We start from the raw sequence: 25,358 nt of genomic DNA on the forward strand, positions 1-25,358 counted from the left end.
TTATTTCACATTAAGAACAACGAAGTAAACGACGAAAACAAAGAATAAAATCCACATCATTGGTGTGATTTCTTTGAATCTCTTAGCAGCAAGCATTGATACTGGGTAAATAATTAAGCCCCAGCCAAGACCGTCTGAAATTGAGTAGGTAAGAGGCATACCAAGTGCGATTAAGAAACAAGGAATTGCAATTTCCAAATCGGTCCAGTGCACATGTGCCAAGTTTTCAGCCATTAAAACTCCAACGATGATTAAAGCGGGTGCAGTTACTTGAGTGGTAAATACACTTAAGATTGGGCTGAAGATAGTTGAAATTAAAAAGAAAATACCAACCCAGACAGCAGTTAAACCAGTTCTACCACCAACCGCGATACCGGCACTGGATTCAACAAAGGCACCAACGGGTGAAGTACCAAGAACGGAACCAACTAACATACCTGATGAGTCAGCTGCTAGAGCTTGCCCTGCGCGTGGCATTTTGTTGTCTTTCATTAAGCCGGCTTGTTGAACAAGTCCAATTAAAGTACCAGTAGTATCAAAGAAAGTAACCAGTAAGAAAGTGAAGACAACAATCCACATTTGAACGGTGTTGATATCGCTAATATGGAAAACGGCTTGACCAAAAATTGGTGAAAGACTTGGAACTCCTGAAATGAAGGCCTTTGGCATTGGAATTTGACCGATTGCGATACCGAAAATAGCAGCCACGATCATTCCGATAAAGATAGCGCCAGGAACTCTGGCGATCATTAAGAAAATAGTTACAACTAAACCAAAAATTGTGATCCAAACAAGTGGATTGTTCAAAGCACCAACAGTAACTAAAGTGGAATCACTCTTGCTAATTAATTTACCACCTTGAAGACCGATAAAGGCAATAAATAAACCAATACCAGCTGAAATGGCATATTTAATATCACTAGGAATAGCATCAATAATCATCTCACGTACTTTAAATACAGTTAGTAAGATGAAAAGAATTGAAGCAACAAAAACGCTGGCTAAGGCAGTTTGCCATTTAACATGCATTCCTAAACAGACCGTGTAGGTAAAGAATGCGTTAAGTCCCAAGGTTGGAGCCGATGCAATAGGGTAATTGGCAACTAGTCCCATTACAATACACGTGAAAGCAGCGGATAAGGCGGTTGCGGTAAAAAGAGCACCTTTATTCATGCCGCTTGCTCCTAAAACAGCTGGGTTAACAAATAGAATGTAAGACATACTTACAAAAGTAGTCAATCCAGCTAAAAACTCTGTTTTAAATGAAGTGTGGTTTTCATTTAAATGGAAAAATTTACCAATTGAATTCATGTAACCCTCCAGGTATGGTAATGTTCGGATTTTAAAGAAAAAGAAGCTTTAAAATGATTTGCTTGTATTCTTAATCATCTAAAAGCGAATCTTCAACTAAAATTATATCTAAAATATTAACTATTTCAAGGACGGCAATCAAAATTATTCGATTAAACTAATCTAGAGATAGACAATAGTAACTAAAATGACATATTTTTGACAGAATACGAACATTATTACCTGGGAAATATAATATTTTATAATTTAACTATTGACTTTAACTTTGCGTCAATAGTTATCGTGAAGATAGGAGGTGAAACTGTAATGCAAGAAAAATATTCAATTGGTGAAGTAGCAAAGATGCTAGACATAAGTACTCGGACTTTGAGATTCTATGATGAAAAAGATCTTGTTAAACCTGCCTATATTGAAGAAAATGGCTATCGCTTTTATGAAAAAGAGCAAATAAAACAAATAGAATTAATTTTATTTCTAAAAGATATTGGCTTTTCATTAAAACAAATAAAAATACTCGTTCAAGATCAGCATGGGAAGCAATCGCTTGAGTTGCTTCTAAAGCAGCAATATCAGGAAAATAAACAGAAAATAAATGAATTGACTGCAAAGCAAAAACAGATCGAGCATTTACAAAAAATAGGTGTTTTATCTGCATTAACTAATTTTTCTGACATTACAAGCATTATGAGAAGAGAAAATAAAATGATCACAGTAAGGCGGAAAATGTGGCTTTATCTAATTATGCTAATAATATTTGAATTGATGGGTATTAGCTTAATGTACGCATTACAATTAGGTCCGATTATAGTGATAGTGATTGCTATGTTAGGAGCTGTATTTCTTTCAAAATACTGTTATGACCGCGTTGAATATGTATGCCCTAATTGTGGGGAGATCTTTATTCCATCATTTTTAGCCTTTAACTTAGCTGCACATACACCTAAGTTTAGAAAACTAACTTGCCCAAAATGTGAAAAGAAATCATATTGCTTAGAAATTAGCAGAGAATAAAGTAATGTCGAAATAATATTTATCACTACTATTAATTAACCTCCTAATTTGATAGAGTATGAAAAAAGGGAGAATAAAACTATGAGCGATAATCGTATGAATTACACTATTGATAAGCAAATGCAATTTCCATTAGTTGATATCGAGCTTGAAGATGGTGAAAAAGTTTATATCGAACGTGGAAGTATGGTCTATCATTCAACCAGCATTAACTTGAACACTAAAGTGAATGCTGCAGGATCCGGTATTGGAAAATTAATGCGTGCAGTTGGTAGATCAATTTCTTCTGGTGAGAGTTTTTGGATTACTGAAGCGCAAGCTAAAGGAGAAACAGGTCATTTGGCAATCGCACCATCTTTGCCAGGCGAGATTTTGCATTTAGAATTAGGTGATAAGCAATATCGCATTAACGATGGTAAGTTCTTAGCGATGGATGGCTCAGCAAGTTATTCAATGAAAAAGCAAACCTTGGGTCGGGCACTTCTTTCTGGAACTGGTGGCTTTTTCGTGATGACGACTAGTGGTCAAGGAACTGTCTTGTGTAATGCATACGGCTCAATTAAAAAGATTGTTTTAGATGATGACGAAATTACGATTGATAATAACCATGTTGTGGCTTGGTCCACTGATTTAAGTTATGACATCCATTTTGATAATGGCTTTATTCAATCAATCGGCACTGGTGAAGGCGTCGTTAATACTTTCAAAGGGAGTGGCGAAGTTTATATTCAGAGCTTGAATATTGAGACTTTTGCTAGTAGATTAGATAAATTCTTACCAAGTGGTGATTAAAAAGCTCGTGCGAATGCACGGGCTTTTGTTTATGTTAAAGTTATATTTTGGGACATATCATAAAGTATACTTTACAAAAATACTATTTTTTGTAAAGTACGTTTAACGCTTTTTGCTAATTTTAATGAGAAGTAACGACATTAATAAAATGCTCACAGCTGCAACAAATATAAAAGTTTGATCCAAGGGATTATGCTGCAGAGCATTAAAAATCACATACACGATAGTAGCAATGATGGTAAGAATATAGACTAGTTTAAAAATTGTTTTTCCAGTAATAAACATCTTCGTTTCACCTGTCTTTGCACTTTTTAAATTAGTTAATTTCTCTATTCATTATACTATGATTTATATAGACTTTATGTAAAAAAATACCGATTATCAAGTTAGCGATAATCGATATTTTATTTTGGTTAATTTTTTAAAGACGATAATTTGTATCTAGCAAGTTAATCCATTGGTCGCCACCAACATTTAACATTGGTACGCCATTATTATAGGAGTTAAATACTCTCCAAGAACTACCTGCTGGAAGGACTCTGCCTAAATATTTTCCAGCACGATTGTAGAGTTTAGTTCCTTTAGGATTAGTAACTTTAGCTATAGCTCCAGACTTAATGGTTGGAAGATAGAAACCAATTCTGGGATCTTGACCTAAAGTTACATATTTTTGCGGAATCCATTGGTTGCCGCCTAAGTTGAGCCAATTTTCACCATTAACTTCGGCAATTTTGAAGAATTTCCAGTTAGAACCAATTGGCAGATATCTATTTAAAGGATAACTGCCAGGATTACCCCAAACAACAATTGGAGTTTTATAAGTAACTTTTGCAGTTCCAACCTCAGAACTGATCTTTGGCTGAGGCTTTGAATTCTGCGTATTAGTAGAAGATACAGGCGAAGTATCGAATCCGCGCACATATTGATTAGTTCCAAGTTTAAGCCAATTTACGCCTCCGCGAACAAGTGACTCAAAGGCTTTCCATTTAGTGCCATTTGGTAAAGTTTGTGAAGTTGGAGTTTGCGGACTTGGTTGAGAATAAACCCTGACGCTGTTTCCACGCTGTGCATAGGCTTCTACGATCGCGTTGATGGAGTGAGCTGAATCAGTAAGTTCAGGTGAACCAGAGCCATATAGGACTGAAAGATCCGCACCATTTACCCATTGATCACCACCTAGGTTAAACCACTTTTGACCATTTACATTTGCCACTTTGAAAAATGACCAATTAGAGCCTACTGGGAGATAGCGACTAGTCTTTTGACTGGCGGGATTAGTATAAACAGCCGTTTTTGCAGTAACTTTGGCAACGCCGGTGCGGTATTGAATATCTTGTGCAGATTGAGTAGTAGCGGCATTTACGTGATTGTTTGTAGTTAAAATAGCCCCGCAGCTTGATAATAGTGTTAAAGCACAAATACTAAATGAGATAGATTTCTTAAGTTTCATGATTACTTGCCTCTTTAGATTAGAAATATTCCGCCTATATTATGAGTCATTTCTTTGTGAAAATATAGAGCAAATATCTATTTTCCTGAACCCCATTGAGTGTATTTCTTAGGGATGTATTCATCGTTACCTACAAGATAACAAATTTCACCATTAATTACTCTCGTGTACTTAACGTTCCAACGGGTACCAGTCTTAAATACTTTATTAGATCCTTGAACTTGAGTACCGTCGGCGTGCAATGCATTTACACCATAATTTGGTTGATAGTGAATTGTAATAATTCCATTGTCATAGTGGCTGGTATATTTCTTAGGAATATAAGTATTATTACCAACTAAGTACATTTCTTCACCATTAATTACTTTAGTATTAACGACTTTCCAGCGAGTACCGTCTTTAAATTTGTAATTACTACCGGCAATTGATTTACCAGTATTTTGGAAAGCTAAAACACCATACCCGGGTTTGTAGACAATTTGTGCAATTTGTTCTGGTTCTGGGACAGTTCCTACAGGAGTGGAAGCTACGGCGCTGCCACCTGCTTCATGATCCCAAGCTGTAAGGTTGTTTGAAATAATAACATTAATTAATGTTTGAGCATAACTAGGTGAAGTTGCATATCTGTCTTGTTGCAATAAATAAGCAGCCCTTCTAAAATCTTTGACCCCAATAATATTTGCATAATTTTTTGTATGTAATAGAGCCGTGTGAGCCTTGAAAGATTCTTCCATAGAAGAATAACCAGCGAACCTATCATGGGTATAATAGCAATAACCGTTATTACATTCTTGAGTTCCACTAAGATTGGATCTTGAACCATATCCTTTAATTCCAAAGTAATTGTTACCTAGAATGTGACCACCCCAGCCCGTTTCGACAATAGCTTGAGCGGCTGTGATTGAGGGAAGAATCCCTTGTGCTGCATCAGCTAAACATAAAGGCTTAATACGATTTAAAAAAGCTTGATTGCTAGGTGAGGCATAGAGTGATAGAAAAGGAGATGGATTACTCATTTGATTAAATAAATTAATAGCATCTTCAGTATAGTATCCAGGTCCCATAGCAGGATATTTTCTAATCTTCACTTTTTTATCTACCTTTTGTTGAGTAGATTCGGGCTTTGTTTGATTTTGTGCGTAGACTATAGGAGCAGAGCTTATAGATGTAAGTAATAATAAAGCTGCACCTGATAGTTTAATGATCTTTTTGTTCATTACTATTCCTCCATATATATTATTTCTACTTCTATTATGTGGGAGAATAATAAAAACTAAGAAAAGCTTTCATATATGAAACTAAAAAGAAGAAAAACCAGAAAATATGGCTGAATTCAAGCAAAAAACTCCTAAAATGTTGCATATATGGAACACTATAAATATAATTAAAAAAACTATGCTTTACTTTTAATTGTCTGCAAAGTCTTAAAAGCAGACTCAAATATATCAGCAATGTCATTAAGATCATATTGGCGCATAGTACGAATGTAATCTTCAGGATAAGAAGAATTATTAGTTTTCTTATACAAGAGCAGAGCCTTAAGAAAGTTCTTTTTAATTTTGATATATAAAGAGTAGCGATTTAATGGGATAGTATCAAACTTTAATAAGAATAGGTCGGCACGCTTAGTATCAAAAAGAACCAATTCTTGAAAGGCGTTTAGTAGGCCTAAAAGCATATCTAAGTAATTTTCAAAGCCAGTTTTTTTGATATTTTCAATATCGTCAATAATTAAACAGGCTAGGCCGTAAATTGTTGAGGTTGATAAAAGAGAAAGAGAATTACCAAATATATAAATATTTCTTTTACTCCAAAAGGTTACGCTAGATAATTTTTCTTCTAGTAATTCTTTATATTTTGTGGGAAGAATATTTTTGTCAGTTAAATCGTAGTAATAATTGGCAGCCATTGCTGCGTTGAAAAGATAAGTGTCTTTGTGAGTTGAATTATAATTATCTAAATTTTGAATAGTTAATTCTTTAAGCTCAAAGGAGCTATCATTTTTCCATGCAATTTCTATTTGACGAATAAATGGATCATGCGGGGTAACAGCCGTAATAAATACGAATTCTGAAGGTGAGATATGAATATTATGCAAAAGTTCAATTACTTTTCCATAATCCATATCGCCCTCATCATTTTCCCATCTAGATAATGATGTGGGCGAAGTTACATTCTTAGCAGCAGTTCGCAATGAAATGTGATTTTTAAGTCGAAGTTTTTTGAATTCACTACCAAACATAGGAGGAGTCCTTTCGCGATGAAAAAGATTGTAAAATATATAGTAATTATTGCATTATTTATACCATTTTTGAATTTGAAAAGATGGGAAACTTTAGATGGTGATAAATTCATCTATATCCCACGTACTCATCTAGTTAATAATTTTAACAATACACATACAAAATAGCAGAAAATAAAAAAATACCGATTATCAAATCCGCGATAATCGGTATTTTGTTTGAATTTATTTTATCTATTTAAAATTGAGCACCCACAAGAAGATGATAAATACTACGAACAGTACCCACATCATTGGGCTAACTTCTTTGCCGCGCTTTGCAGAAACCATACAAATTGGGTAAGTAATCATTCCTAATGCCAAACCATCAGAAATTGAGTAAGTAAGAGGCATTCCAAGCAAAATCAAGAATGCAGGAACAGCAATTTCTAACTTGTTCCAGTGAATGTGGGCAGTGTTTTGTGCCATTAAAACTCCAACAATGATTAAAGCAGGTGCAGTTACTTGGGTAGTGAAGATGCTAAGTAGCGGACTGAAAATCATTGAAATTAAGAAAAAGATTGCTACAAAGACAGCAGTTAAACCTGAACGACCACCAACTGCAATACCAGCACTTGATTCAACAAAGGCACCAACAGGTGAAGTACCAAAAATTGAACCAAACATCATAGCAGTAGAGTCAGCTGCTAAGGCTTTACCAACACGTGGCATTTTATTATTTTTCATAAAGCCAGCTTGTTGAGCAAGACCAATCAAAGTCCCAGCAGTATCAAAGAAAGTAACAAGCAAGAAGGTTAAAACAACAACCCACATTTGCAAAGAGTTAATATCTTTAACGTGGAAAACTGCTTGACCAAAAGTTGGAGCTAAGCTTGGAGCAAGTGAAATGAACTTGTGTGGCAATGCAATTTGACCTGTGCAAATTCCGAAAATGGCAGCTAAAACCATGCCGATAAAAATCGCGCCAGGAACGCCAAGAATCATTAAGATAACAGTTACAATTAAACCAAAAATAGTGATCCAAACAAGTGGATTGTGAAGTGAGCCTAAGCTAACTAGAGTAGACTTGTTGGCTACGATAACGCCACCATCTTGTAAACCTAAAAATGCGATAAACAAGCCAATACCTGAAGAAATGGCAAATTTTAAATCTGAAGGGATGGAGTCAATGATCTTTTCTCTTAATTTAAAAAGCGTAATTAAAATGAAGATAATTGAAGCAACAAAAACGCTGGCTAAGGCAGTTTGCCAGGAAACGTGCATTCCAATGCAGACGGTGTAAGCAAAAAACGCGTTGATCCCTAAAGCAGGAGCTTCACCAATTGGGTAGTTAGCAACAATTCCCATGATTGCAGTTCCCAATGCGGCCGCTAGCGCGGTAGCTGTGAAGACAGCTCCAGTAGGCATGCCACTAGCACCTAAAACACTTGGGTTAACGAATAAAATATAAGACATACTAATAAAAGTAGTAAGTCCAGCAATAAATTCGGTTCTAATATTAGTTCCAAGCTTATCTAACTTAAAATATTTTGTAATAAAATCCATCTTTTCCTCCAAATAGTATTGTTCGGATTTCAAATTATTTATTTGACTAAAATAGTTTACCATTCATTCATTTTTATGTAAACGCGAATTATTGCTTTAAATATAAATAATATAGTTACTTTTATCTCTTGAAAAGATAACTAAAGTGATAAAATTCACGAGCCTTTTATTTTGTTTGCGTTTCTAATAATGATTAAATGTATTTGTATACTGGAATAAGAAATGAGGTCAAATCATGACAGTTTATTATAAGGGATTTCCTCAAAGCACTCGGGAAGAAAAATTAAAGATGACTAATTTGCTTGAACTTCCAGAAAAAGTCAAGAAAATTATGCCAGAGGGTGCTTATTACTATATTGCAAGTGGTGCAGAAAACGAATGGACTTGGCGGAATAATACCCAAGCATTTAACCATTTCCAAATCGTTCCACGTGCGTTAACTAACATGCAAGATCCACAATTAGATACAACATTTATGGGAATGAATTTAAAGACTCCTGTAATGATTTGTCCAATTGCTTGTCACGGAATTGCTAATGCAGAAGCTGAAATTGACACTGCTAAGGGTGCTAAGGCAGCAGGTGCTTTATTTGGAATGAGTACTTACTGCAACAAGAGTGTTCAAGATGTTCAAAAGGCTGTTGGTAAATCTCACAGATTTATGCAATTATACTTAAGTAAAGATTGGGACTTCAATAAGATGGTTATTGAAGAATCCGAAAAAGCTGGATTTGAAGGCTTTTACTTAACAGTTGATGCTTTAGTTAGTGGTTATCGTGAAGCTAATATTCGTACTAACTTTACTTATCCAGTTCCTTTGGCATTCTTCCAAGAATGGACTGGCGGTAAAGGCGAAGGCCAAAGCGTTGCTCAAATGTACGCTAACTCTGCTCAAAAGATTGGTCCTGACGATGTAAGAAAGATTAAGGAATTAACTGACTTACCATTGATCGTTAAGGGTGTTAAATGTGCTGAAGATGCTTACAAGGCATTGGGTGCAGGTGCCGATGGTATTGAAGTTTCTAACCACGGTGGCCGTGAAGTTGACGGCGGTCCCGCAACTATTGATGTTTTGCCTGGCATTGCAAGAGAAGTTCGTCACGCTGGCAGAAAAGTTCCAATTATCTTTGATGGTGGTGTACGTCGTGGTTCTCACGTATTTAAAGCTTTAGCATTAGGTGCTGACTTAGTTGGTATTGGTAGACCATTCCTTTACGGCTTAGCTTTAGGTGGTGCACAAGGTGTTCAATCAGTTATTGAACAATTGAATAAGGAATTATTAATTGATATGCAATTAACTGGCTGCAAGACTATTGAAGACGTTAAGCATGCTAAGATTGATCACTTTACTTATTCTGCTGATTGGGGTATTTCTTCAACCAGTAAAAGCGTCATGCCACCATACCCTGTAACTGAAGATAATCAATTAAAGGGTGAAGCTGCTGATGCTGTAAGTGGCGCATCTGAACATTAATTGCTTGCCTAAACTTATTTATATAAATTAGACGTACTAGTTAAATTTTTAGTGGTATATAAATCTATTTCTCAATAAAAAAGTCGCGATTCTAAAGAATCACGACTTTTTGTTTATGCTTCGATTTGAATATCAGTTTGTTTATCCCAGTCCATTGGCAACTTACCCATAGACTTTAATTTATCGACAATTTGGTTTAAGACAATTTCACGGTCTTCTTCTCTAGCCATGAAATCATACTTATCACCATCAATTACCATTTTTTCAGAGTAATCGTACTTTTCATACCATGGCTTGTAGTAGCGTAATAGACGTTTGTAATAATCTTCAAGTGTTGAGTCATAGCTTAATTGTTCATAAGGACGACCACGTTTTTTAATACGTTTGATCATAGTATCGTATGAAACATTTATATGAACTAATAAATCTGGGCTCTTTTTTGGCATACGCTCTAATTCGTCCATCATATTATGCAAAAGTTCGTAGTATGTATCTACTTCTTCTTTAGTGGCACGTCCAATATCAGCGTTCATTTGGAAAAATAAAGCATCTTCATAAATAGAACGGTCTAAAACGTTGTTTCCTTGCGTTAGGGCTGCCTTAATGCTGTGAAAACGCGTATTTAAGAAATATACCTGGAGTAAAAATGCATATTTTTTAGGATCTGCATAAAATAAAGGTAAAACTGGGTTGTCATCAACGCTTTCGTAGAAAGGCTCAGTACCTAAATATTTTGATAATATACTTGTTAAACTGGATTTACCGGCTCCAATTGGCCCGCTTAAAACAATAACTGTCATCACGTTCCTTCTAACTTTTTATTTTATAAATTCCCAATTTGTTGTAATTTGCGATCAATCTCGCTTAAGACTTCTTTTTTAGCATCTTCATCAACTACAAAGTCGAGTAAATCGCCATTAATCTCCATTTTAGGAGAAGCGTCATATTGCTCATACCAAGGTTCATAGTAGCTAAGCAAGCGTTTGTAGTAGTCCTTTAAGCCTGGATCTGTACTAATTTGTTCGAAAGAACGGCCACGCTTTTTAATGCGAGAAAGCATTGTATCTAACGAAACGTGAATATAAATTAGGAGATCAGGCTTTTTGCTAGGATTGCCCGGAGTATCTTCCATCATGTTGTCGAGCAAATCGTCATAAATCTTGAACTCTGTGCGATCAGCGACTTTACTGTCAGCATTCATTTTGAAAAATAGGGCATCTTCGTAAATGGAACGATCAGAAACGCTGTTTTTTTCTTGAATTGCTTGGTTAATTTGCGCTAAACGATGATTTAGAAGGTAAGTGTTTAATAAGAATGTATATCTTTTCATATCCTTGTAATACAAAGGAAGGACTGGATTATTATCTACGCCTTCATAAAACGCTTGTGTTCCCAAATGTTCAGCTAAAATGCTAGTTAAACTGGATTTACCGGCTCCAATTGGCCCGCTTAAAACAATAACTTTAATCACGTTCTTTCTACAATATCTTGTTTGCTTTATAAGTTTAAAACAATATCTTGTATGTAAGCAAGGAATTTTTGAATTATGTTCCACGCGCAAAAGTCAAGTTAATTTGGGTAAAAATAGCAATTATTTTTTGAAATATAGTTTCAAATAAGCTCTATATCTATACATATAATGAAATTAAATTTTATATTAATGATAAAATATAGTTGTGTAACTAAAAGAAAAAAGACAGAAAGTAACCAATTTATGCATAATATTTTAGAATATTTAAATTCGTCGAAATTAAAAGGCACATCTAAAAAAATCGCCGATTATTGTTTGGATCATACAGAATCTTTTTTAGAACATGATGCAAATACATTAGGTAAATTAACCAATACAAGTGCAGCCTCAATTATTAGGTTCTGCAAACAACTTGGCTTTAAAGGATTAACCGATTTTAGGTTAAAGCTCGCTAAAACAACAGGTAGGGTTGAAGATAAGATTGATCCTTTGGTTACAAGTAGCGATGAGCCGAAAGATATTTTACAAAAATTATTAATTAATTCTCGCCAAAATACTGAATTAACAGCATCTTCAATTAAATTGGACGCGTTAAATCAAGCTGTTAAAATTATCAAAAAAGCAGATCAAATTATAATTGGTGGTGTGGCAGCGTCAGGATTAGCGGCTATGGATTTGTATTATAAATTTATCCGTGCAGGGAGAAAAACATTTTTTAGCCAAGATGCGCATATTGCTCTAGAAAGAATATCATCTTCGACTAAAAAAGATGTTGCGATTATGTTTTCATATAGCGGATTGACCAAAGAAATTATCTTGGGAGCAAAAACCGCCAAAAAGAACTGTACTCCCGTTATTGCGATTACTAGAAATGAGACTTCTCCTTTGTCTAAAATTGCGGATATAGTTATAGCTTTGCCTACAAAAGAAAAATTATTGAGAGTAGGAGCAATTGATTCACTTTTTTCTGAAATTTTTATTTCGAGCTTGCTATATTTGGCAACAGTGAATAAAGATTTAGATTATCTAGAAAAAGAAATGCGAGATACAGAAGCCTTAACTACGCAATTAAAAGTTGGTGAATAATTATTTTATTATATTACTTTGATTCGTCGATAGTTGGAAGCAATTCTGGCTTTTCAAAAAACAAACCAATGGCTAAACGTCTAATATTTAGCCATTTTTTGTTTGCTCTTGTGGGATTGACTCGATTTGTTAAACAAATATAATAGCTATTATTATCAAAATCTAAAGCAATAGAAGTACCTGTAAAGCCAGTGTGCCAAAGCGTATGACTATTCTTATCCCAGCGTTTCCAGCCTAAGGTGCGTCCTAAAAAGTTATAGTTAAATAAAGATTCAATATATTCAGCAGGGATAATATTTTTGCCATTATAAGTACCTTTGTTAAGATACATTGCGCAGAATTTTTTTAAATCATCTAATGTCGAAAAAAGTCCAGCATTTCCGGAAACGCCGCTTAATTTTCCCGCTGTTTCATCGTGAACTTTTCCGCAAAGAGTGCCTCTAGTTGGCGTTTGTTCAGTAGGAACGAAGTTAGAAACATCATAAGTTTTATCTAAACAATAGCCTGTATGAGTTAAATTTAACGGCTTTAAAAGATGTTCAGCAATACTTTTATCTAAAGACATCCGATCGATTTTTTCAATGATAAGACCTAACAAAATAAAGTTAATGTCGGAATAGATCATATTTGTTCCAGTTTTATAGACTAGATTTTGATGCTTGATAGCGTAAAGTACGTCTTCTTTGTCGCGATAAGAGGATACATTTTCAAGATCTGCTGGAAGGCCAGAATTATGTAATAAAAGGTTTTTAATAGTGATCTTTGAATAAGGCGTATCTGGCAGAATTGAAGATACTGTAGTTGTTAGAATTATTTTATTTTCACTTAAAAGCTGCAAAATTCTGGTTGTAGTAGCAATTACTTTAGTTAATGAGGCTAAATCATAGATGCAGCCTGAGTTTATTTTGCTTTGGTGAGCGTAATTTTTAAAACCTAAGTATACAGTTTCATTTTCTGGAGATTTAATATTATTTAAGCAGTATGAAACTCCAGGAGTAGCTTTTTCTTTAATAGCATTTTGCATTAAAGCATAAATTTCAATATTATTTTTCATTTTTAAACTCCACACAAAAGCCTATTTTAGTATCTGGCTAAAATAGGCTTTTATAATAAATAATTTAATCTATTCTGTTTGTCTTATTGGATGAAACAGATTCTTAATAGATAATTTCTTTGCAAAAGTTGTATTTTCAACAACTGATTTGCTTTCTTTGTCGTTAAAACTAATCGTTTCTGCATTAGTACTTGCATTATCTGAAGTTTGAGTAGTTGTAGCATTCTTAGCTTCTTTTTCTAACTGCTTCTTGTCCCAAACCTTGAAGAATGGGTAGTAGATGACTATTGAAATGACGATATTAATTAATGATAATACTGCCGCTCTCCAGTCAAATCCAGTTGCCATATAAGCACCAATCGGTCCAGGTAAAGTCCATGGAACTAAGGCTATTGTTCTAGAAACTAAGTGCAAAACAGTCGCGAAGTAAGTTAAGGCACCAGTGATCATCGGTGTAATGATAAATGGAATAGCAAAGTATGGGTTTAAAACAATTGGCAAACCAAAGATAATAGGTTCATTAATGTTAAAGATACTTGGAATAATAACTGCTTTACCTAAAGTTTTGCCAAATGATGATTTAGATGCAAAAGCAAGTAAAATACATAACCCTAATATTGTACCAGAACCACCAATGTAAACGAACCATTGGAAGAACTGTTCAGTCATAAATCTAGGTGCGTTAGCTGCACTAACTCCATGAGCAATAGCAACCATGTTTGCATCTAGGTTCTTGTACCAATATGGATAAATTGGTGTTGATGTAATAGCACCATGAATACCAAATAACCAAAATAGTGAGTTGAAGAATGGTGGGACAATAGCTGAAATAAAGTTGTCTTTACCAAAGTTTGATAATGGTGATAAGAGAGCTAATAATCCTGCGTTTAAGTCAAAGTGTAGTAACTCTTTAATTATCCATGCAATAAGAATAATAACTGAAGCAGGAATTAATGATACGAATGAATTTGAGACTGCAGGTGGAACACCATCTGGCATTTTGATAACCAAATTCTTTTCTTTAAACCATCTAATAATTTCAACGGAAACCATTGAAACAACCATCGCTGTAAACAAACCTTGTGCACCAAAGTTCGTTGATGGAAGAACAGTACCTGCAACCATGCCAGATAACTTAGCTGCTTTAGCAGTCAATGTACCAGGACTAACAGCCAAAATAAAGAAAGCCATAGTGGCAACTGTAGCAGACGAATTTCTATCAAGCTTATAATGTTCTGCTAAGGCTGCAGCCATTGCATAACAAGAATATAAAGCCATCATGCCTATTGAAAAGGTAACAGGCACCTGCAGAGCTGGTAGATATGGTGTAATAAACTTTTTCCAACTATCTACTGGAAACTGCGAAATAATAGTGAAAAATGACCCAACAATTGCGACAGGAATAATAACTGCCATACCATCTCGGATTGCTACAAAATAACGGTTACCCGCTAGTTTTGACATTTTCGAGGTGATTTTTGCGGCATTAAATTTCGCCATCTTAAATCCCTCCTATAATTTAAATAAAATATCCCTCATAAATGAATACGGTATCATTTATAAGTTAAGAATAGCACTTTTAAGTCTTTAATGAAATATTTTTTTATATTTAGTCGATAAATAACACTTGTATATTGTTAAAATGAAATATTTTTTCAAAAACTATTGAAAGCTATTTCAAAAAAGCATACGATGAAATCGCATATAGTAACTATATTAAATAGAAAAGGAGGCAATGTATGACATATAGGATTGGAATTGATAGTGGTGGCACACATATCACAGCAATTGCTTATGCAGATAAAAAAGAAATCGCTACTGCGCAAAGCGGTCCAGGAAATATCTTTTTGAATCCTGATCAAACAGTTCAAAATTTAGTATCTGTAGTAAAAGACATTGTAAATACGCTTCCTAATGATAAATGCGAATGTATTTTGATAGGAATCGCGGGATTAGAAACATTAAAAGATCCGTTTGATAGAAAAGAAATTGCAGGTTTTTCAAAAGAAATTGGTAAATTAGCCGAGGAAAATAATGGAGATGCAATTAAAGTATTAAAGCATCAGGGTAATTTGTTGGCTGATGAAATTATTGGATTGATTGCGCGTTGCAAAAATAATGATGAAACAGCTAACAATTTAGCTTTATCTGGATCGGTTTTGGTTAACAATACGTTGATTAAAAATATTATTGAAAATAGAGTTCAAGAAGAATTTCCTGATATTAAAGTTACAGTTTCTAAATCTAGCAACACCGATGCCGTAAATTATTTTAAGAAAGAAGAGTAATTGCAATGACTATGAGACATTTAGGTCTATCGATTTATCCAGACCACAGTAAATTTGAAGATAATGCTCATTATTTAGACTTGGGCCATAAGTATGGATTCAAAAGAATTTTTATGAGCATGCTGGAAGTTCAGGGTACAGTTGAGCAAACTAAAGAAAACTATAAAAAGATAATTTCTTATGGAAATAAACTCGGTTATCAAACTTTTCTAGATGTATCGCCACGTATTTTGAATAAGCTTGGCGTTGATTATCATGATTTATCATTCTTTCATGATATTGGGGCGACTGGTCTTAGATTAGATCAAGCCTTTGATGGAGCTACCGAAGCCTTAATGTCGTATAACCCATATGGTTTAATTATTGAATTGAATATGAGTAATAATGTTGACTATCTTAATAACGTTATTTCTTATCAAGCAAATACGCCATTTATTTATGGATGTCACAATTTTTATCCGCAAAAAGGCACTGCACTGCCTTATGACTTCTTTATGGAATGCTCTAAGAGATTTAGAAAATTTAATATTCATTCAGCAGCCTTTGTTTCAAGTAGTGTAGGAAAAATGGGACCATGGAACGTAACAGATGGCTTGCCAACTTTAGAAGAAGATAGATATTTACCGATTCAAGTTCAAGCAAAGCAATTATGGGCTACTAACATGATTGATGACGTGATTATCGGAAATGCATATGCATCAGAAGATGAATTGCGTGCTTTATCATTAGTAAACCCTTATCAGTTAGTTTTGCATGTTGACTATGTAAAAGACGTTAATGACATTGAAAAGACGATTGTCGAAAAGCCACAACATTTTCGTCGCGGAGATATGAATAGCATTGTGATTAGATCTACTATGCCACGTGTAACTTATAAAGATATTCCAAATACTCCCCATGATAATGAGCAAGAGTTTAAACGTGGGGATGTGTTAATTGGAAATGATGGTTTTGGAATTTATAAAAATGAATTGCAAATAGTTTTGAAGCCTCATACTGAATCTCGAAAAAATAAAGTGGGATCAATTGCTAAAGATGAATTGTTCTTGCTTGATTTCATTAAGCCTTGGACTAAGTTTAAATTAACTTCTGAATAATCATGAGTGAAATATTAACGACGACTTTTTATTCATCATATTTAAAACTGGATTGGAATTATGATTTATATCTACCTGATGGATTTTCAACAAATAAAAAATATAATTTAATCCTTATGTTTCATGGCTTATATGGAAATCACACAAACTTTTTAGATAGAAATAGAATTGATTCGCAGCCGATCTTAGATCAGTTAATTGAAAAAACAAATAAGCCAGTATTGGTGGCCTTTGTGGATGGCTTTAATAGTTTTTATATCGATTCGTTAATTGGAATGAAAATGGAATCTGCGATCATTGATGAACTAATTCCATATTTGAGAGGTCAATATAATCTTAGTCAAATAAGTATCGGTGGAATATCGATGGGGGGTTATGGGGCTAGTCGATTGGCCTTAAAATATCCTGAGCAATTTAGGGATGCAATGCTGATTTCGCCAGCAGTATGGCAAATAAATGATGTTCCAGATGTCATTTATAAATCGATTCATGCTTTTCAAGATAATAAGGAAAATTGGAATAATGATGTATATCGAAAGCTTTTTCCAACTTCATATTTAAGTCAGGAAAATAGAAAAGTTAATTTCTTTATTGAAAGCAGTCAATTAGATGAGATAGTACCGATTAATTCTGTAAATCGCTTTATCAACCAGTTAAAGAAAAATAATAATAATTTAGTAGTAACTGAGGATGAATATGGAGGACACAATTGGAATTATTGGCAAAAAGCTATCAAGCAAGGGTATGGATGGCTAATAAATAATTTACCTGCTTAAAGTAATTTAAGGAGACTTAAGAATGACTTTATTAATTAAGGATATTAGTTGCACAATAAAAACTGTTCCACTGAAACGTCCTTTTATCACAGCACTGCATGAAGTAGATAGTATACAAGCGGTGCAAGTTAAAGTGCTTTTGAGTGATGGAACAATCGGAATAGGTGCAGCTACACCTAATGAAAAAGTAACTGGAGATAATTTACAGACGACACAAGAGGTTATTTCTTCAGTAATTAGACCAGCATTAATTAACGAAGATTTTCTAAATTGGAATCAATTAATTTTTAAATTGAAAAAATGCATTGTTCATAATCCTGCTGCCAAAGCAGCAGTAGAAATTGCGCTGTATCAAGCTAAAGCTAATGAAAATAAACAATCTTTAGTTAATCTTTTAGGCGCTGATCCAGGCAAAGTAAGTACCGACTATACGATTAGCATTGGTTCAGATGAACAAATGGTTTCTGAAGCCCAAAATTTAGTAAAGCAAGGATTTACATCATTAAAAATCAAACTAGGGACGCATTCTATTTATGAAGATATAAATACTGTAGAAAAAATTGCTCAAGCAGTTGGTCCAAATGTTTCTTTGAGAATAGACTGCAATCAGGGATGGAATAAAAAGCAAACGCTTCTAGCAAGTTCGAAGTGGTCAGAAAAACAACTAAATATTGATTTTATCGAACAACCTATAAAAAAAGATTTAATTTGGGATCTTGCCTATCTTACTCAGCACTCGCTTATTCCGATTATGGTTGACGAAAGCGTCGAGTCTTTTGAAGATGCAATAAAAATAATAAATGCGCATGCCTGTGACTATATAAATATTAAGTTAATGAAAACTGGTGGATTATCCGATGCAGTTAAAATTAATGATCTAGCTCATGCTTGTGGAATTAAAACAATGGTTGGCTGCATGATTGAACCGGTTGAAAGTATTGCAGCAGCGGTAGCTTTTGCAGTGGCAAATAAAAATGTGGCATTTGTCGATTTAGATTCAATTTTTATGGCAGTTAAAGATCCAGATTTAGATAAATATTTGAAGATTTCTGGAAATCAAATTTCGTTGAAGCAAGAAAATGAATAAAATTGATGAAATTGAAAAGCTAACTCAAAATAATCCCTGGCGTACTGCAATTTTAATTAAAGAAAATGGACAACTCAGTTATAGTAGTCCAGATATTGATTATGAATTTAAAGCAGCTTCATTAATAAAATTGGGAATTGCTTTATATATTGCAGAAAAAAAGAATGATACATTAAATGATTTTATTTATTTGAAAGAATCAGAAATAGTTGGTGGCGCAGGAGTCATTAATAGATTGCATATTCAAAAATGGCATATCTGTGATTTAATTGATTTAATGCTATGTCTTTCTGATAATACTGCAACTAATGCATTGCTTGATTATTACGACATCGATTGCATTAATAGCTTTTTACAAGAAAACTTTAAAGGTATTCAATTAAAGCGATACTTAATGCAAAAAAGCAGTGAAGAAAACTTAACCTCAGTTGTTGCAATTATGGAAGTTTTTGAAAGACTTTTAAGTACAAGTAATACCACTTCGAAAGTTATAGTAAGGGCACTTGCTCATCAAAGCGTACGAAATAAATTAGTTGCGTTCAGTAATCCTGAGTTTAAAACTTTTAATAAAACTGGAGAGCTAGAGCAAGAACAACATGATATTGCGAGATTTGAAAAGGATAGTAAGCAAATTGATTGTTGCGTAATGACGCATTTTGAAACTTTTGATGAATATCAACAGATAATAAAAATGATGCAAAAAATAGGAAAGTTGTTAACTGAGTAAAGTAGTTAGGACGAAGAAAAATTATGGCAATTGAAGATTTAACTACGGAGCAAAGAAACCCCGCGACAATGCACATCGATACGATGTCGACGCTCGACATGGTCAAAACTATCAATCACGAAGATGAAAAAATCGCTCAAGCTGTAGGAAAACAAAGTACGCAAATTGCTAAGGCAATCGATATGGCGGCTGCAAATTATCATAAAGGCGGCAGACTCATTTATATTGGAGCCGGCACTAGTGGCCGGTTAGGCGTGTTAGATGCAGTTGAATTAGTTCCAACTTATGGTATAAAGCCGCAGCGTGCTGTGGGCCTAATTGCAGGCGGTGAACGTGCTATGTATTTGGCAGTTGAAGGCGCTGAAGATTCACAAGAATTAGCACAAAAAGATTTGAAGAAATTAAATTTAAATGCTAACGATATTGTGATTGGACTTGCTGCAAGTGGGCGCACACCTTACGTAATTGGCGGCTTAAAGTATGCTGGTCAAGTTGGTAGTGTTACTATTTCTGTAGCGTGTGTAGAAAATAGTGAGATTGGTAAATATGCACAAGTTCCAATTGAAGCAGTTGTGGGACCTGAAGTTGTAACAGGGTCTACTAGAATGAAAGCTGGAACTGCTCAAAAGATGATTCTGAATATGATTTCTACAGGGGTCATGATTAAGCAGGGGAAAGTGTATGAAAATGTCATGATTGATGTGCAACCAACTAATGAAAAGCTTGTAGATAGAAGCGAACGAATTATTGTTAGTTGTACACATGTGGATAAAGATAAGGCACATGAAATTCTGAAAAAAGCACACATGAATGTTTCACTGGCAATTGTGATGGCAAAAACTGGCTATGATGTGGATAAAGCTCAAGAAATATTAAAAGAAAATCATGGCAATGTCAGCCAAGTTTTGAACTAAAGCCAAAATCTAGATACTAAAAAAACAGTAAATCGATCAACAGTTTCGATTTACTGTTTTAATTTGGCTAAATTTACCTTTTAATTTTTATATTTATCGCTTAATTTTGCAGCAGCTTCTTTATCGCAAATAATTGTTACATCTGGGTGATCTTGCAAAATGGATGCAGGAACTTCTTCAGTAACTGGACCTTCAACCAAAGCCTTAATTGCGTCTTGTTTGCTATCGCCAAAGGCTAAAAGAACGATCTTCTTGCTTTGCATGATTGATTTAATACCCATACAAATTGCTTGACGAGGTACTTCATCTTCATTATCGAAAAAGCGAGAATTTGCCTTGATTGTACTTTCAGTTAAGTTAACTTTATGAGTTAAGCTGCCAAAAGGAGTACCTGGTTCGTTGAAAGCAATGTGGCCATTACGTCCGATACCTAAGATTTGGATATCAATTGGATTGTTTGCAATGATTTCGTTGTAGCGATCTACTTCTTCATCAATGTCTTTTGCCATTCCATTAGGAATATAAGAATTTTTGAATGGTTTTTTATCAAATAAGTGTTTTTGCATAAAGTAGTGGTAACTTTGGTCGTTATCAGGCTTTAAGCCGTAATATTCATCCAAGTTAATGCTCGTCATATTTGAAAAATCAAGATCGCTGTCGCACATGTCATCATACATTGGAATTGGCGAAGATCCCGTTGCTAAGCCAAGAACTCTAGCTCCGTTTTCCATTCCTTGTTTAATGATTTCAAAAGCCTTAGTGCCGCCTTCAATATTATCTTTAGTAATAATTACTTTCATCATGGTACCTCCTCATTTACTGGTCTAGTCCATTATATAATTTATAATTGGTCTAGTCAACTTAACCGCTTACATTTTTTAGAAAATATTTTTTTGAGTTAAAATTTAGGTGAGGTGACTGCAATGAGTAATCAATTTTTAGACTTAAATTTAGCTGGAATTGGCATGGGAACTTGGGCCATGGGCGAAGATAAAAGTAAACGCAAAGATGAGATTGCGTCTTTACGTTATGGGCTAGATAATGGCTTAAAAGTAATTGATACCGCTGAAATGTATGGCGAAGGCAAAAGCGAGAGTTTAATCGGGCAAGCGCTTAAGGGATACGATAGAAGCAAAGTATTTTTAATTTCAAAATTTTATCCTTATCATGCAACGCCAGAACTTGAAAGACGCAGCTTGGAAAATAGTCTAAAAAGACTTAAAACAGATTACTTAGACTTATATTTGCTGCATTGGCGCGGAAATAAAAGATTATCTGAAACTGTTGCTGGTTTAAAACAATTACAAAAAGAAGGCCTGATTCGCTACTGGGGCGTTTCTAACTTTGATGTGGCTGATATGGAGGAACTTTTTAGCGTTCCTGGTGGATGTGAATGTTTTGCTAATGAAGATTTGTACAATCTAGATAAACGCGGCGTTGAATATGACTTGCTTGACTGGCAAAAACAAAAGGGCGTCGGCTTTATCGGATATTCTCCATTTAATTCTGGAGATGGCAATTCGATTCGAGTAACAAATAACTTGAAAATCGTTGCTCGCGACCATGATGCTAGCGTTCACCAAATCATGCTCGCCTGGGCACTTAGAAGCAATCGAATTTTGACAATCCCTAAGGCAGGTAAGATTAGCCATGTGAAAGATAATTTAGCTGCTAGCACCATTAAATTGACGCAAGATGAACTAGAATTGATTAATGCAGACTTTCCGCAACCAACTAATAAAGAGCCACTCGCAATGATATAAATTTTGCAAATATGCAAAAAAAGAGAACCACACGGTTCTCTTTTTTGATGCAATTTGCCTCAGTATTTATTCATATGTTTTTTAAAGAATTCAGCTTCTTCATCATTAGCCTGACTAGCGAGTTCATCTTTTTGATTAATTAAAAAGACGTGTGATTCGGGCTGTTTTTTATCGCCCCAGGATTTTTGAATAACTTCCACTCCTCTTGCTCTTAAAAATCCGTCTAATCTAACGCTGCAATCATGAATGAAATCTTGATTAGCGGTGGAAATAAAAGTTGGCAAAAAATCGCTCGTAATATATTTTTCCACGTTTAACAGATCACGTATCTTTTCATCTTGCATTAGCTCAGGCGTAAAGTAGGCCATTGTAGCGCCGCTAATCATCCCTTTATCCAGCATAAAAGTAGCTGGACTATTTAAAGCGACGGCGCGAAAAATTAGGTCAGGTAAATCGTAGCCGAATTTTTGACGATAATCAGGATTAGTTAAAATTGCTGTATACTGCTCAACCATTTGGCCGCCAGCTGAATCGCCAATTAAAAATACATTATCTTTATCTAAATTGTATTCGTCAGCATGCTTATCTACCCAGTGAATGTATTGATTGACTTGATCTAGTTCTTTTGGAAATTGAACTTCAGGACCTAATTTATAATTTGGATTCACAAAGGCAAAGCCGCGTTTAGCCATCCCTAAACCATAAAACTGATAAGTTTCTTTAGTGCCGTAAACCCAACCGCCACCATGAATATTGATGATGACAGGTAATTTACCAGTTTTATTTTTAGGTAAGTATAAGTCAAGTAAATTCCACTTAGGATCTGGTCCATATTGCAAGTCATCGATTCTTTTGACTTCTGGTATATCATGAGGTAAGCCGCTATCGCGCTTATCATCATTAGCTTTGCAGTCTGCACGCATTTGGTTTACTGCGCTTAATATTTCGTTTTGGTTCATTTTTTAATCCTCGTATATCTTTTCTTTGAATTCGTTTACATTATAAAAGAAAAAGTTACACAATGACAAAAAACGAAGATCCATTTCTTAGATCTTCGTTAAAAGTTAGATTTTAATTTTGTGATCAATAATCTCTTGCTTGGCTTTTTGACTGGCAATCCAGATGCGTGTTGGAATATCGGGATTATGGACAATATAAACGCCGTCGTTTGATAAATCATACTTAATTGTTTTCTTATTAGGAAAACCTTGTTTATAAATTTGGCTAGCAAGGTCATTGACTGCAACATCAATACGGCTGACGACGCTAGTTAAGGTGAAGTTTGCTTCTTGGCCGCCTTTTGCCTGGTATTTACCTAGATCTGATTGATTGCGATCGACACCGATGACCCAGACTTTTTGACTTACAGGATTAGCTTGATTGATTTGTCGGGCTGCTTTGAAGACACCCTTACCGGCTTTTCCAGCTGCATGAAAGATAATGTCTACTTTTTTATTGTACATGTTTTCGGCGATTTCTTGGCCTTTGGTAGCATTTGAGAAGGTATTAGTGTACTGGGTTAAAATTTGAATATTTTTATGGTATTTTTTTGCAGTATTCTTGATGCCTTCTTTAAAACCTTTTTCAAATTGCGTCACGCTGCGAGTATGAAGGCCTCCGATAAAACCGATCTTTTTGGTTTTTGTCATCTCTGCTGCAACTACGCCGGCTAGGTAGGCGCCTTGTTTAGTATTAAAGTTAATTGTTGCAGTATTTTTTAGGCAGGGAGCAGAAGAATTAATTAAGACGTAATTTTTATTAGGATAATTTTTAGCAGCTTTTAAAATCGGCTTTTGTAAATTAGACCCCACGCCAAAAATGGTATTAAAAGAAGAATCGCTAGCTTTATCAACTAATGTCGGGATCTCGTCATTGCTATCAGCCGAGAGTAAGTCATAGCCGCTGCTACCTTGATTCAAGTTGTGAGTATGAGCATATTGTTTAATTCCTTGCCAAGCAGATTCATTGAATGAGTTGTCGTCAATGCCTGAATTATCAGTAATTAAGGCAACTGTTTTTTGCGAAAGCGAAAAATTGCTACTAGTTGGACTTTTTTTGGATGAGCAAGCACTAAGACTCAAACAGGCTAGTGCAGTCAAAGTGATTTTAGCAAAAATGTTTTTAAATTTTATCATGCTAAAAATCCTCCGTGAATGTAATAATTATAGATTAACCTAGCAATCTTGAGTATTTTTGTCAATTGAGTAAATATTATGAGAAACCATTTATAATATAAGAAATTTAAGAAATCAAAGAAGAGGTCCAATTTGGGCCTCTTCTTACTGGATGTTGAATTATTTTTGTAGTGGAGAAAATGGAATTTGATTATTTTTTGTCTGAAACTTTATCAAGTACCTTTTGATATTTTCTAATAGTGTTAAAGTCAGAATCTGTTGTATCGGTATAACCATAGTGGTTATAAACGCTTTCGATGATCTTGTTGCCTTCTTTAGACTTAGCGATATTCTTAAATGCCTTAGCAACTTTCTTTCTGAAAGCTGGACTCATATCGCTTCTAACTGAGATGGTGTCATTAGGAATCCATTGCGTAAAGTAAATTGGTACAACGTCTTTCATTACTTTAGGTTCATCTTTAGCAGCAATTGGACGAGCGTCGGCAAAAACAAATGCTGCATCGACATCACCGTTGTAAACAGATAAAACTGCTTGGTCAGCGCCTTTAATTTGGGTTACTTTACAGTCTTTTAAGACATTTAAGCCTTTTTGGTAAAGTTCAACAATTGGAAATACATATCCTGATGAAGAAGTTGGATCCATCACACCGATTGATTTTCCTTTGAGATCTTTCCAAGATTTAATGCCAGAGCCTTTTTTAACAATAACCATTGCGCGGTATTCATGCATTAGCTTGTTATTAACTTTACCGCTTGGTTCATCATAGCCGTAACGTTCAGCTTGAAGCAAAACATCAGCAACTTTACGTTTGTGAGCTAAGACATAAGCATCAGGTGGTAAAAAGCCGACATCAACTTTCTTGGAAGCCATTCCTTCAACTAAGCCATTGTAATCAGTAGAAACTGTTACATGAACTGGCATATGAAGTTGCTTTTTAAGTAAGCCTTCAAGAGGCTTAGCCTTAGCTTCAATTTTGTTAGCTTGCGCACTTGGTACGAACTGAACGTTCAATTCTTTAGGCGTAAAAGATTTTGAACTAGAATTGCTGGATTTAGATCCGCTTGAACAAGCTGCAGCAAGTCCGGCTGTAAGGACGAGCAGTGCACTAACGAGAACTTTTTTAATCTTCATCTT

24 protein-coding genes are annotated in these 25,358 nt (G+C 34.7%); 11 read left to right on the forward strand and 13 right to left on the reverse strand.

Annotated features, from left to right (window positions below):
• Nucleotides 1-1,311: an NCS2 family permease gene (locus BN55_RS07590; protein WP_008471488.1), complete on the reverse strand. Its 1,311-nt coding sequence runs from the start codon at nt 1,309-1,311 to the stop codon at nt 1-3.
• Nucleotides 1,312-1,617: 306 nt separating this feature from the next.
• Between BN55_RS07590 and BN55_RS07595 the strand changes: the two genes are divergently transcribed.
• Both BN55_RS07595 and BN55_RS07600 read left to right on the forward strand, forming a co-directional pair.
• The gene (locus BN55_RS07595) at nt 1,618-2,322 is read left to right on the forward strand and encodes a MerR family transcriptional regulator (RefSeq protein WP_008471489.1); all 705 of its coding nucleotides are present in this window, start codon (nt 1,618-1,620) and stop codon (nt 2,320-2,322) included.
• Nucleotides 2,323-2,403: 81 nt separating this feature from the next.
• Nucleotides 2,404-3,114 carry a TIGR00266 family protein gene (locus tag BN55_RS07600; RefSeq protein ID WP_008471490.1) on the forward strand — a complete coding sequence of 237 codons (711 nt, stop codon included), beginning with the start codon at nt 2,404-2,406 and terminating at the stop codon, nt 3,112-3,114.
• A 421-nt stretch (nt 3,115-3,535) separates the two neighbouring features.
• Here the strand turns inward: BN55_RS07600 and BN55_RS07610 are convergent, their stop codons facing one another.
• From BN55_RS07610 to BN55_RS07630, 4 genes are all read right to left on the reverse strand, one after another.
• On the reverse strand, nt 3,536-4,564 hold the full coding sequence (locus BN55_RS07610; protein ID WP_008471492.1) for a hypothetical protein: 1,029 nt from the start codon (nt 4,562-4,564) through the stop codon (nt 3,536-3,538).
• A gap of 77 nt (nt 4,565-4,641) precedes the next feature.
• Entirely contained in the window at nt 4,642-5,781 is a 1,140-nt protein-coding gene (locus BN55_RS09615; protein ID WP_008471493.1) for a glycoside hydrolase family 73 protein, read from the reverse strand.
• 176 nt (nt 5,782-5,957) lie between these two features.
• Entirely contained in the window at nt 5,958-6,806 is an 849-nt protein-coding gene (locus BN55_RS07625; RefSeq protein ID WP_008471496.1) for an Rgg/GadR/MutR family transcriptional regulator, read from the reverse strand.
• 234 nt (nt 6,807-7,040) lie between these two features.
• Nucleotides 7,041-8,351 carry an NCS2 family permease gene (locus tag BN55_RS07630; RefSeq protein ID WP_008471497.1) on the reverse strand — a complete coding sequence of 437 codons (1,311 nt, stop codon included), beginning with the start codon at nt 8,349-8,351 and terminating at the stop codon, nt 7,041-7,043.
• A 235-nt stretch (nt 8,352-8,586) separates the two neighbouring features.
• On the opposite strand from BN55_RS07630, the gene BN55_RS07635 reads away from it, so the two are divergent.
• Nucleotides 8,587-9,825 carry an alpha-hydroxy-acid oxidizing protein gene (locus BN55_RS07635; RefSeq protein WP_008471498.1) on the forward strand — a complete coding sequence of 413 codons (1,239 nt, stop codon included), beginning with the start codon at nt 8,587-8,589 and terminating at the stop codon, nt 9,823-9,825.
• Nucleotides 9,826-9,938: 113 nt separating this feature from the next.
• On the opposite strand, the gene BN55_RS07640 is transcribed toward BN55_RS07635, so the two are convergent.
• A complete protein-coding gene (locus BN55_RS07640; RefSeq protein ID WP_008471499.1) occupies nt 9,939-10,625 on the reverse strand; it encodes a deoxynucleoside kinase in 687 nt (228 codons plus the stop codon).
• A 23-nt stretch (nt 10,626-10,648) separates the two neighbouring features.
• Entirely contained in the window at nt 10,649-11,296 is a 648-nt protein-coding gene (locus BN55_RS07645; protein ID WP_008471500.1) for a deoxynucleoside kinase, read from the reverse strand.
• Nucleotides 11,297-11,539: 243 nt separating this feature from the next.
• Between BN55_RS07645 and BN55_RS07650 the strand changes: the two genes are divergently transcribed.
• Nucleotides 11,540-12,382, forward strand: a complete 843-nt coding sequence (locus BN55_RS07650) for a MurR/RpiR family transcriptional regulator (protein ID WP_008471501.1) — start codon at nt 11,540-11,542, stop codon at nt 12,380-12,382.
• Nucleotides 12,383-12,395: 13 nt separating this feature from the next.
• Here the strand turns inward: BN55_RS07650 and BN55_RS07655 are convergent, their stop codons facing one another.
• Both BN55_RS07655 and BN55_RS07660 read right to left on the reverse strand, forming a co-directional pair.
• Entirely contained in the window at nt 12,396-13,436 is a 1,041-nt protein-coding gene (locus tag BN55_RS07655; RefSeq protein ID WP_008471503.1) for a serine hydrolase domain-containing protein, read from the reverse strand.
• A 69-nt stretch (nt 13,437-13,505) separates the two neighbouring features.
• A complete protein-coding gene (locus BN55_RS07660) occupies nt 13,506-14,936 on the reverse strand; it encodes a PTS sugar transporter subunit IIC (RefSeq protein ID WP_008471505.1) in 1,431 nt (476 codons plus the stop codon).
• A 239-nt stretch (nt 14,937-15,175) separates the two neighbouring features.
• On the opposite strand from BN55_RS07660, the gene BN55_RS07665 reads away from it, so the two are divergent.
• Genes BN55_RS07665 through murQ form a run of 6 tightly spaced genes read left to right on the forward strand, consistent with a single transcriptional unit; the run spans nt 15,176 to nt 20,325 of the window.
• Nucleotides 15,176-15,724, forward strand: coding sequence for an acetate and sugar kinases/Hsc70/actin family protein (locus BN55_RS07665; RefSeq protein WP_008471506.1), 549 nt, complete (start codon nt 15,176-15,178; stop codon nt 15,722-15,724).
• A 5-nt stretch (nt 15,725-15,729) separates the two neighbouring features.
• Complete coding sequence (locus BN55_RS07670) at nt 15,730-16,821, forward strand: DUF871 domain-containing protein (protein ID WP_008471507.1); 1,092 nt, start codon at nt 15,730-15,732, stop codon at nt 16,819-16,821.
• Between the two features lie 2 nt (nt 16,822-16,823).
• A complete protein-coding gene (locus tag BN55_RS07675; RefSeq protein ID WP_008471508.1) occupies nt 16,824-17,597 on the forward strand; it encodes an alpha/beta hydrolase in 774 nt (257 codons plus the stop codon).
• Nucleotides 17,598-17,619: 22 nt separating this feature from the next.
• Nucleotides 17,620-18,684 (forward strand): dipeptide epimerase, encoded by a 1,065-nt coding sequence (locus BN55_RS07680; protein ID WP_008471509.1) that lies wholly within the window; start codon nt 17,620-17,622, stop codon nt 18,682-18,684.
• Entirely contained in the window at nt 18,677-19,411 is a 735-nt protein-coding gene (locus BN55_RS07685) for a serine hydrolase (protein ID WP_008471511.1), read from the forward strand. Before BN55_RS07680 ends, BN55_RS07685 begins: the two co-directional genes overlap by 8 nt.
• A gap of 23 nt (nt 19,412-19,434) precedes the next feature.
• Nucleotides 19,435-20,325 (forward strand): N-acetylmuramic acid 6-phosphate etherase, encoded by an 891-nt coding sequence (gene murQ, locus BN55_RS07690; RefSeq protein WP_008471513.1) that lies wholly within the window; start codon nt 19,435-19,437, stop codon nt 20,323-20,325.
• 80 nt (nt 20,326-20,405) lie between these two features.
• Here murQ and nagB read toward each other — a convergent pair whose 3' ends face one another.
• Nucleotides 20,406-21,125 carry a glucosamine-6-phosphate deaminase gene (nagB, locus tag BN55_RS07695; RefSeq protein ID WP_008471514.1) on the reverse strand — a complete coding sequence of 240 codons (720 nt, stop codon included), beginning with the start codon at nt 21,123-21,125 and terminating at the stop codon, nt 20,406-20,408.
• 123 nt (nt 21,126-21,248) lie between these two features.
• Between nagB and BN55_RS07700 the strand changes: the two genes are divergently transcribed.
• Nucleotides 21,249-22,088: an aldo/keto reductase gene (locus tag BN55_RS07700; RefSeq protein WP_008471515.1), complete on the forward strand. Its 840-nt coding sequence runs from the start codon at nt 21,249-21,251 to the stop codon at nt 22,086-22,088.
• Between the two features lie 59 nt (nt 22,089-22,147).
• Here BN55_RS07700 and BN55_RS07705 read toward each other — a convergent pair whose 3' ends face one another.
• The 3 genes from BN55_RS07705 to phnD form a co-directional block, all read right to left on the reverse strand.
• Nucleotides 22,148-23,047: an alpha/beta hydrolase gene (locus tag BN55_RS07705; protein ID WP_008471516.1), complete on the reverse strand. Its 900-nt coding sequence runs from the start codon at nt 23,045-23,047 to the stop codon at nt 22,148-22,150.
• 105 nt (nt 23,048-23,152) lie between these two features.
• On the reverse strand, nt 23,153-24,223 hold the full coding sequence (locus BN55_RS07710; RefSeq protein ID WP_008471517.1) for a BMP family lipoprotein: 1,071 nt from the start codon (nt 24,221-24,223) through the stop codon (nt 23,153-23,155).
• A 190-nt stretch (nt 24,224-24,413) separates the two neighbouring features.
• Nucleotides 24,414-25,355 carry a phosphate/phosphite/phosphonate ABC transporter substrate-binding protein gene (gene phnD, locus BN55_RS07715; RefSeq protein WP_008471518.1) on the reverse strand — a complete coding sequence of 314 codons (942 nt, stop codon included), beginning with the start codon at nt 25,353-25,355 and terminating at the stop codon, nt 24,414-24,416.
• Nucleotides 25,356-25,358: the final 3 nt, after the last annotated feature.

The organism is Lactobacillus hominis DSM 23910 = CRBIP 24.179 (assembly GCF_000296835.1).
Classification (GTDB): domain Bacteria; phylum Bacillota; class Bacilli; order Lactobacillales; family Lactobacillaceae; genus Lactobacillus; species Lactobacillus hominis.

Bases quoted from the DNA above. Each gene is read 5' to 3' on its own strand.
- BN55_RS07590 (WP_008471488.1), bottom strand. From the start codon at position 1,311: ATGAATTCAATTGGTAAATTTTTCCATTTAAATGAAAACCACACTTCA.
- BN55_RS07595 (WP_008471489.1), top strand. From the start codon at position 1,618: ATGCAAGAAAAATATTCAATTGGTGAAGTAGCAAAGATGCTAGACATA.
- BN55_RS07600 (WP_008471490.1), top strand. From the start codon at position 2,404: ATGAGCGATAATCGTATGAATTACACTATTGATAAGCAAATGCAATTT.
- BN55_RS07610 (WP_008471492.1), bottom strand. From the start codon at position 4,564: ATGAAACTTAAGAAATCTATCTCATTTAGTATTTGTGCTTTAACACTA.
- BN55_RS09615 (WP_008471493.1), bottom strand. From the start codon at position 5,781: ATGAACAAAAAGATCATTAAACTATCAGGTGCAGCTTTATTATTACTT.
- BN55_RS07625 (WP_008471496.1), bottom strand. From the start codon at position 6,806: ATGTTTGGTAGTGAATTCAAAAAACTTCGACTTAAAAATCACATTTCA.
- BN55_RS07630 (WP_008471497.1), bottom strand. From the start codon at position 8,351: ATGGATTTTATTACAAAATATTTTAAGTTAGATAAGCTTGGAACTAAT.
- BN55_RS07635 (WP_008471498.1), top strand. From the start codon at position 8,587: ATGACAGTTTATTATAAGGGATTTCCTCAAAGCACTCGGGAAGAAAAA.
- BN55_RS07640 (WP_008471499.1), bottom strand. From the start codon at position 10,625: ATGACAGTTATTGTTTTAAGCGGGCCAATTGGAGCCGGTAAATCCAGT.
- BN55_RS07650 (WP_008471501.1), top strand. From the start codon at position 11,540: ATGCATAATATTTTAGAATATTTAAATTCGTCGAAATTAAAAGGCACA.
- BN55_RS07655 (WP_008471503.1), bottom strand. From the start codon at position 13,436: ATGAAAAATAATATTGAAATTTATGCTTTAATGCAAAATGCTATTAAA.
- BN55_RS07660 (WP_008471505.1), bottom strand. From the start codon at position 14,936: ATGGCGAAATTTAATGCCGCAAAAATCACCTCGAAAATGTCAAAACTA.
- BN55_RS07665 (WP_008471506.1), top strand. From the start codon at position 15,176: ATGACATATAGGATTGGAATTGATAGTGGTGGCACACATATCACAGCA.
- BN55_RS07670 (WP_008471507.1), top strand. From the start codon at position 15,730: ATGACTATGAGACATTTAGGTCTATCGATTTATCCAGACCACAGTAAA.
- BN55_RS07675 (WP_008471508.1), top strand. From the start codon at position 16,824: ATGAGTGAAATATTAACGACGACTTTTTATTCATCATATTTAAAACTG.
- BN55_RS07680 (WP_008471509.1), top strand. From the start codon at position 17,620: ATGACTTTATTAATTAAGGATATTAGTTGCACAATAAAAACTGTTCCA.
- BN55_RS07685 (WP_008471511.1), top strand. From the start codon at position 18,677: ATGAATAAAATTGATGAAATTGAAAAGCTAACTCAAAATAATCCCTGG.
- murQ (WP_008471513.1), top strand. From the start codon at position 19,435: ATGGCAATTGAAGATTTAACTACGGAGCAAAGAAACCCCGCGACAATG.
- nagB (WP_008471514.1), bottom strand. From the start codon at position 21,125: ATGAAAGTAATTATTACTAAAGATAATATTGAAGGCGGCACTAAGGCT.
- BN55_RS07700 (WP_008471515.1), top strand. From the start codon at position 21,249: ATGAGTAATCAATTTTTAGACTTAAATTTAGCTGGAATTGGCATGGGA.
- BN55_RS07705 (WP_008471516.1), bottom strand. From the start codon at position 23,047: ATGAACCAAAACGAAATATTAAGCGCAGTAAACCAAATGCGTGCAGAC.
- BN55_RS07710 (WP_008471517.1), bottom strand. From the start codon at position 24,223: ATGATAAAATTTAAAAACATTTTTGCTAAAATCACTTTGACTGCACTA.
- phnD (WP_008471518.1), bottom strand. From the start codon at position 25,355: ATGAAGATTAAAAAAGTTCTCGTTAGTGCACTGCTCGTCCTTACAGCC.